General features: G+C 69.6%; 4 protein-coding genes. All 4 read left to right on the top strand.

Annotation, left to right across the window (positions count from 1 at the left end):
* Positions 1 to 563 (top strand): chalcone isomerase family protein (locus HV824_RS34835; protein WP_306465664.1); only part of this gene is annotated, 563 nt, incomplete at its 5' end.
* Between the two features lie 131 nt (positions 564 to 694).
* The gene (locus tag HV824_RS34830) at positions 695 to 1501 is read left to right on the top strand and encodes an OmpA family protein (RefSeq protein ID WP_163786750.1); all 807 of its coding nucleotides are present in this window, start codon (positions 695 to 697) and stop codon (positions 1499 to 1501) included.
* Between the two features lie 39 nt (positions 1502 to 1540).
* Entirely contained in the window at positions 1541 to 4150 is a 2610-nt protein-coding gene (locus HV824_RS34825; RefSeq protein ID WP_176419843.1) for a TonB-dependent receptor, read from the top strand.
* A 2-nt stretch (positions 4151 to 4152) separates the two neighbouring features.
* The coding region (locus HV824_RS34820; RefSeq protein ID WP_176419844.1) for a hypothetical protein at positions 4153 to 4981 on the top strand (829 nt) is incomplete at its 3' end.

The following is a 4981-nucleotide window of genomic DNA, read 5'->3' as shown; positions in this document are numbered from 1 at the left end:
GGCGCATGCGTACTCAGGCGTGGGGTGGGAAACTGCGGTGTCTCGTGGTGGGCGTGCTGCTCGTCGCGGGCGCCGCGCAGGCGGGGCAGAAGCAGGTCGGCGGCGTGCTCATGCCGGTGTCGCTGAACCTCAAGGGGCGCACCGTCGAGCTCGCCCACATGGAGCTGCACAAGCAGCTCTTCTTCAAGGTCTACGTCTGGAGCCTCTACATGGAGGACCGACCACGCTCCACGCACGAGGCCATCCACTCCAACTCCGTGAAGCGGCTCCACTTCCGCTTCCTGCGCAGCATCTCCAAGGATCAGCTCGTGGGCAGCTTCCGGGACGGGTTGGAGCACAGCCCCGCCCTGCGCCACGGCGGGCCGCTGGCGAACCACCTGCGCATCATGCTCGCGTCGCTGAAGGACGTGGAGAAGGGCGAGGACCTCGTCATCACCTACACGCCGGGCGTTGGCCTTGAAGTCGGGGGAGCTGCCTCCGGTGGCGTCTTCATCCCCGGCAAGCACTTCGCGGACGCACTCTTCTCCGTCTGGCTCGACTCTCATCCTATTTTTCCGCGCTGACTGACGCGCTTGGCTGTCTGTCAGCCATTCAGTCGTTTCAGCTCAAAATATGTGCGAGGTTCTTCCTGACCCGGAGCACCACCGGCGATAGGCTGGCGCTTCATCCACAGGTGTCAGGAGGACACGTACATATGCGGAAACCGTTGGCTCTGGCTGCTCTCGTCGCGCTCTCCACCACCACGGGCTGTGTTTCGCAGGGGAAGTTCGACGCCAAGGCGCTCGAGGCGGAGAGCTTCGCCAAGGGCCTCAACGACGAGAAGGGCGCTCGCGAGGCCGCCGAGGCCAAGGTGAAGGCCCTGGAAGAGAAGATTGCCGAGCTGGAGCAGGAGCGGGAGGCGCTGAACACCCGCCTGAGCACCGCCGAGTCCCGCCTCACCGCGGGCACCGCGGAGCGCCGCGCGCTGGAGGAGAAGAACGCGCAGCTGGCCGCCCTCAACGATGAGCTGGCGCGCAACACGAAGAAGCTGGCCCAGGCGAAGGAGGAGCTGGAGAAGCGCAGCTCCGAGTACGAGAACCTGGCCCAGAGCCTCAAGCAGGAGATTTCCGACGGCAAGATTCAGCTGTCCGAGCTCAAGGGCAAGATGACCGTCCAGCTCAAGGACAAGATTCTCTTCGCCTCCGGCTCCGCCCGCGTCGGCAAGGAGGGCGAGGAGGCGCTGAAGAAGATCGCCGACGCGCTCAAGACGGTGCAGGGGAAGATCATCCGCGTGGAAGGCCACACGGACGACGTCCCGACCGGCGGCGGTCAGTTCCCGTCCAACTGGGAGCTGAGCCTGGCGCGCGCCATGGCGGTGGTCCGTTCACTCCAGAACGCTGGCGTGGACCCGACGTTCCTCTCCGCCGCGGGCTACGGGCAGTACCAGCCCATCGCGGCCAACGACTCGGCGGAAAACCGCAGTCTGAACCGCCGCATCGAAATCGTGCTCGCGCCGAAGTAGCCGCCGCACTAGGAGGGGCGCGGGAGTCCCGCGCCCCTCATGAAAATCCTCCTCGCCTTCCTCTGTCTCCTCGCCGCCACTGGCGCCTCCGCCCAGCAGGACGCGGGCGTCACCGACGCCGGCGCGCCGCAGGGCGTGCTGACGAAGCCCCCCGCGCTGATGCGCCAGGTGGAGGCGGCCTATCCGCCCCTAGCCGCTGCCCAGCAGCTCGAGGGCACGGTGGTGATGTGGGTCGACATCTCGGAGACGGGCGCCGTCTCCAATGTCGAGGTGTCCCAGTCCGCCGGCCACGGCTTCGACGAGGCCGCCATGGAGGCGGTCCGCCAGTTCCAGTTCGAGCCCGCCGAGGTGGACAACGTCCCCGCGCCGGTGCGCATCGAATACGCCTACCAGTTCGTCTTCCGTCCACCGCCGCCGCCCGCGGGTGAGGACGCCGCCGCCGTGGAGCCCGAGGCCCCGGTGAACTTCAGCGGCCGGGCGCTGGAGCGGGGCACGCGGGACGCCCTCCTGGGCGCGGAGGTGGTGCTGCCCGCGCTGGAGCGCTCCACCGTCACCGACGAGGAAGGCCGCTTCTCCTTCCGCGGCATCCCCCTGGGCACGCACGAGGTGCTGGTGGTGCAGAGCGGCTACGAGCGCTTCCGCACCGAGGAGACCTTCACGGAAGGCCAGGAGACGCGCGCCACGTACTACGTGCGAAAGCGCATCTTCGGCGCGTTCGAGACGGTGGTGCGCAGCGAGCGCGAGCGCAAGGAGGTGACGCAGACCACGCTCCAACTGGCGGAGGTGCAGCGCGTCCCCGGCACCCAGGGTGACACGCTGAAGGTGGTGCAGAACCTGCCCGGCGTGGCGCGCCCCGCCTTCAACGGGGGCCAGCTCGTCATCCGCGGCACGGGCCCGCAGGAGTCCGGCGTCTTCCTCGACGGGCAGCGCATCCCGCTGCTCTACCACTTCGGTGGCCTCACCTCCGTCTACAACTCGGAGCTGCTGGAGGCGGTGGACTACCTGCCCGGCAACTTCTCCGCGTACTACGGCGACATCACCGGCGGCGTCATCAACGTGCGCAGCCGCGAGCCGCGCACGGACCGGCTCCACGCCACCGTGGGCGTCAGCCTCATTGAATCCAACGCGGTGGTGGAGGGGCCCATCACCGACACGCTGAGCTTCGCGGTGGCGGGGCGGCGCTCGTACATTGACCTGGTGCTGGGCCTGGTACCGCAGGGCGACAACGGCCCCAGCCTCCAGGTGGCGCCGCGCTACTACGACGCGCAGCTCAAGCTGGTGTGGAAGCCGAGGTCGCGCCACACCTTCACGCTGCAGGGCCTCACCTCGCGCGACAGGTTGGGGCTCGTCTTCGACCGGCCGGCGGATGACGACCCCACCGTCACCGGCGGCTTGAACGTCACCACCGGCTTCAACCAGTTGCGCCTGCGGCACCAGTACCGCGCGGACGCGCTCACCCTGGACACGCACGGCCTGGTGGGCAACACGCTGGTCCAGTTCGGCATTGGTGACCGCGGCCTGCGCATCGCCTCCACGGACCTGAACCTGCGCTCCACGGTGGAGTACGCCTTCGGTGAGGCGCTCACGCTGGCGGGCGGCATCGACGTGGTGAGCAACCTCGCCCGCGTCACCGCGCGCATCCAGGGCCTCTCCCGCGAGGGTGAGCCGCCCACGCCCACCGTCACCGACGACGTGCTCACCGCGGACGGCGACTTCCTCCAGTACTTCCCCTCCACCTGGGTGGAGGCGCGCTGGCGCCCCGTGCCGCGCCTGCTGCTGGTGCCGGGCCTGCGCGCGGAGAGCTACGTCTTCACCGACCAGACCCAGGCCCGCCGCACCTTCAACCCGCGGCTGGCGGTCCGCTACGGGCTGACGGACACGCTGACGCTCAAGGGCGGCGCGGGCGTCTACCACGGGCCCCCCGTGCAGGACGAGCCGAGCGTGGCCTTCGGCAACCCGGACCTGCGCGCGAAGCGGTCGCTCCAGTACAGCGTGGGCGCGGAGTGGCAGGCGCGGCCGGAGTGGTTCGTCGGCGGCGAGGTCTTCTACAATGACTTGGACGGGCTCATCGTCCGCTCCAACGCCACGGTGGTGCGCAACGGCCAGCAGGTGCCCGAGCGCTTGAGCAACGGCGGCGTGGGCCGCATCTACGGCCTGGAGGTGCTGGTGCGCCGCGCGCTGACGGACCGGCTCTTCGGCTGGGTCTCCTACACGCTCAGCCGCAGCGAGCGCCGCGACGCGCCGGGCGTGGGCTGGCGCCTCTTCGACAATGACCAGACGCACGTGCTGACAGCGATTGCGTCCTACAAGCTGCCGGCGGGCTGGGAGGTGGGCGCGCGCATGCGCTTCGCTTCGGGCAACCCCACGACGCCGGTGGTGGGCTCGGTGCGCGACGACGGGTCGGACGTCTTCATCCCGCTCTACGCGGCGGTGAACTCGCGCCGGCTGCCGTCCTTCAACCAGCTGGACATCCGCGTGGACAAGAACTTCGTCTTCGAGAAGTGGGCGCTCAATGTCTACCTGGATCTGACGAACGCCTACAACAACCCGGCGGTGGAAGGCATCGCCTACAACTACAACTACACCCAAAGCGCCTTCTTCGAAGGACTGCCCATCCTTCCCATCATCGGCGCCCGGGGGAGCTTCTGAGCATGCGTTCCATCCTCCCCGCGCTCGGGGCGCTGCTGCTGGCCGGCTGCGCCCCCGACTTTGAACTGCAGAGTGAAATCCGGCGCGTGCGCGTGCTGGCCATCCAGGCGGAGCCCGCCGAGTTGGTGGTGGACCCGGACGCCTCCACGCTGCCCGGGCCCGTGACGTTCAGCGCGCTGGCGGTGACGCCGGACGCGCGCCCCGTCACCGTCCGCTACGCGCTGTGCCGCTTCACCGGCAATCCCTATGACGGGCGGTGCCCGGGGGACGACAGCGTGCCGTTGCCGGACGGCGAGCTGTCGCTTTCGGACGCGAACGTGCAGGCGGTGTTGCTGGAGGCGCTGGCCGCCGGCAATCCGGGCGGCGGCGGAGCGCTGGACCCGGAGGACCCGGCGCTGCGCGAGGCGCTGGCCCGGGGCATTCCCCTCTTCATCGGTTACGAGGCCACGGACGGCAGCGGCACGCCGGAAGGCACGGAGCGCGGCGTGCGCCGGGTGACGCTGCGGGCCACCCCCACGCCCAACCAGAACCCGGTGGTGTCGGACGTCCTGTGGGACGGCGCGCCGCTCACCGGCCCGCTGCCCGTGTCGCGCGAAGTCACCTTCACACCGGTGCTGGCCGAGGGCAGCGTCGAAATCGAGGAGACGGACGAAGGCCCGCGCCCCGAGCAGGTCTTCTTCAGTTGGTTCGCCACGGGCGACGGCGAGGTGAAGGAGTTCCGCTCCCAGGAGCCCGTGGAGGGCCGGCCGGGTGACCCGACGTCTGCCTACGACACCCCCGCCACGCCCCAGCGCGTCACCTTCTGGGTGGTGGCGCGGGATGGGCGGGGCG

Origin of the sequence: Myxococcus sp. AM009, from assembly GCF_013372605.1 — a bacterium.
Lineage (GTDB): Bacteria > Myxococcota > Myxococcia > Myxococcales > Myxococcaceae > Myxococcus > Myxococcus vastator.
The sequence above is the reverse complement of the archived record's forward strand: the minus strand, read 5'-3'. Positions and strand labels throughout refer to the sequence as shown.

Coding starts and splice junctions, on each gene's coding strand:
- HV824_RS34830 (WP_163786750.1), top strand. CDS start 695: ATGCGGAAACCGTTGGCTCTGGCTGCTCTCGTCGCGCTCTCCACCACC.
- HV824_RS34825 (WP_176419843.1), top strand. CDS start 1,541: ATGAAAATCCTCCTCGCCTTCCTCTGTCTCCTCGCCGCCACTGGCGCC.